Genomic DNA, 2,677 nt, shown 5'->3' on the forward strand with positions numbered 1-2,677 from the left:
AGCCGCAGCGTGGAACACCACCTGCGGATGGTACGTCCGGAACACGAAGTCCAGACGGGCGGGAATCCGGACGTCGCCGATGACAGGGATGAATTTCAAGGCCGGATAGCGCTCCTCCAGTTCCAGGCGAAGGTTGTGCATCGGGGTCTCCCCGTTGTCGAAAAGGATAAGCTCCTTCACCCCGAACGTCGCCAGCTGACGGCAAAGCTCCGAGCCGATGGAACCTGCCGCCCCCGTAACCAGGATCGTCCTGCCGCGGAAGTTGGCGATGATCTCATCCATCGAAATGCGGATCTCGGGACGGCCTAACAGGTCTTCGATCTTGATCTCCCGGATCGACTGCTTCATAATCTTCCCGTCGATGACCTCGTCGATCGGTGGGGCGATCAGAATTTTGACCCCCTGCTCCGTACAGTATCTGATCAGACGCTCCTGCTCCTGCTGCGCATCGTCATTGGTGGCGAAAAGGATCGCGTCGACATCGACTCGGTCCCGCAGGTATTCGACGCTGTGCTGATTCTCGAAATAGTAGACCGGGCACTCCGCGATCGTATGCTTGCGCAGGGACTTCCCGTAGGTCAGAAAACCGACGACGCGGTAATGCGGCGAGTTTTGAAGACGCGTGACCAGAGACACAGACTTGTCTCCCGTGCCGTAGACCAGAACCTGACGGCTGTTCGCGCGGCGGGACTGCTTCAGCTTGATCAGGTCGTAGACGACGATCATGCAAAGACGAAGGGCCAGCAGAAGGAACAAAGTCACCAAAGCGTCCAGCAGGAAACCCATGGAAAGGGAGGCATAAGGTGGATACGGTTTTTGGGGAAGGAGAAGCACGTAGAAGAACATCAGCAAGTCCTTGAAGAGAACCGCACCGCCCAGTTTCCAGATTTCCCGAAGCGTCGTATGACGGATGACGCTGCGGAACGTTCGGAAAACGATGAACGAAAAAACGCTCAAGACACACGAACCGGCCAACAGCCAGAAACCGTACCATACCGTGAAAACCGGATTCGTGAACAATCCGCGAACCAACAGGTAGGCGATCAAGGTCGAAACTACAGACACGACCGTGTCGATCGTCAAGATCAGCCACGACGAAAAATACCGTGACGATAGGTATTTTTCAATCCCAAAACGGGACATGATAACTTGAAGCATACGGAGGCGTGAAAAGTTATCGGCATCCTTTGCAGCAGGACAGCCGGAACATAAGAGAACCCGCGGCAACTACCCCTGCCGGAACAGCGGTAAGCCGATTATAATGACGCAAAAATGAAAACTATCGAAATACGGCCTGCGAATAGAACGGGAAACGATAAATCCCGGATTTCAGGCAGCCCCAATCGGGTGAAACGGTTTAGTCCGTCGTGATTTTTTCCAGGAAACAGCCGGGAATATAGGTTGTCGCCACGGCTACGACACCCTCGATCGAGACGATCAGCCGCCGGTTGCCCTTGACACGCCGAATATAGCCTTCGGCCCCTTTGAAAACACCCTCTGTAACGCGGACCCGGTCGCCCCGCCGGAGTTCCGCCGGCGCTTCGGGGAGGTATTCCAGCCCGGGATCGTCGGTCGACGTGACCAGCATGAAGGCCTCCATCTCGGGATCGGGAATGACGGCCGGTTTTTTGGTCTCCCGATCGAAATATACCATCAGCGGACTGGTAGCCTTCGCCCGCTGCATCAGTTCGAGCACCGCACGTTCCGCCTGCCGGACGAACATCAGCGATGAAACGGCCGGTTCGCGTCGGCGAATCGTCCTGCCGCCGACGGTTGTTTCTGTGGAACGTAAAGGAATGTAGGTTTTTACACCGTCCTGTGCGAGAAGCCTTTCGACATCGAACACCCGGTTGTAAAAGACTTTCAGTGCATACCAGTGCTCTTCGTCACTCTTGTCGAACATATAGCTTGCTAAAGGGCATACTTTACAATCCCCCGCAGGCAAAAACCGGCTTGTGAAAACGGTTTTTTCAGCGAGGCAATCGGGGGCTGGCCACTTGTAATCCGACACCTGATGCGACTGTCCCTGACCCAGGGACGACACCGAAACCCCTTGTAAAAAGATACACCTCAAAAAAAACAGAGGCGTTTTTCACTACACAAAAGTATGGATTATTGCGTTAATAACCAAATATTTTACTCCAATCTTTTCAATCCCCCAAAACAGCTCGAACAACAAACACTTATTAATCAAACATTTAATCCACAAGCGAGCAATACATACGCCCAAACGGACGATAAAACATTCGTTTTACCGTATTTGCCGGTCGAAATGCAGCAAAACAGTGCAGAAAAATATGCCCCGAAGGCCGCATTAAACTTGTTTCAGAACTGCCGGGAACACCGATTCAATTGCAAAACTTCAGATCGTCCTCCGCAACGATCACCCCGACATCCTTCCTCTCTCCCGAGGACAAAACAACCTCTTTAAACGTATTCAACTCTTTTTCAGGACGCGAAATGCCGGCCACGGAATTATTCCTTTACGAGCGTTTCAGCCGTATAGTCTTCATCGCGGGCGGCTTTCTCCAATAACCTGGTTTGATACTCGGATTTGACTTTCAGAATGATTTGCTGGATGTACTTGCGGTCGGGACACTTGGGTTTAGGCTCGTTGCGGTCGAAATCCCAGTTAGACGGATGCACCGACACGCCTAAACTCTTCATCGTCCGTTTG

Annotated in this window: 4 protein-coding genes; all 4 read right to left on the reverse strand. The window is 52.9% G+C overall.

Going from position 1 to position 2,677, the window contains the following annotated elements:
• On the reverse strand, positions 1-1,158 hold a 1,158-nt coding region (locus BHV64_RS09105), incomplete at its 3' end, for a polysaccharide biosynthesis protein (protein ID WP_288115778.1).
• 199 nt (positions 1,159-1,357) lie between these two features.
• Positions 1,358-1,903: a UpxY family transcription antiterminator gene (locus tag BHV64_RS09110; RefSeq protein ID WP_118406206.1), complete on the reverse strand. Its 546-nt coding sequence runs from the start codon at positions 1,901-1,903 to the stop codon at positions 1,358-1,360.
• Positions 1,904-2,348: 445 nt separating this feature from the next.
• On the reverse strand, positions 2,349-2,471 hold the full coding sequence (locus BHV64_RS13285) for a fibronectin type III-like domain-contianing protein (RefSeq protein ID WP_349911808.1): 123 nt from the start codon (positions 2,469-2,471) through the stop codon (positions 2,349-2,351).
• A 4-nt stretch (positions 2,472-2,475) separates the two neighbouring features.
• Positions 2,476-2,677 (reverse strand): Arm DNA-binding domain-containing protein (locus BHV64_RS09115; RefSeq protein WP_288115779.1); only part of this gene is annotated, 202 nt, incomplete at its 5' end.

It is taken from the genome of Alistipes sp. 56_sp_Nov_56_25 (genome assembly GCF_001915285.1).
Lineage (GTDB): Bacteria > Bacteroidota > Bacteroidia > Bacteroidales > Rikenellaceae > Alistipes > Alistipes shahii.

Excerpts from the sequence above, each read along its gene's own strand:
- BHV64_RS09110 (WP_118406206.1), bottom strand. The coding sequence starts at position 1,903 with ATGTTCGACAAGAGTGACGAAGAGCACTGGTATGCACTGAAAGTCTTT.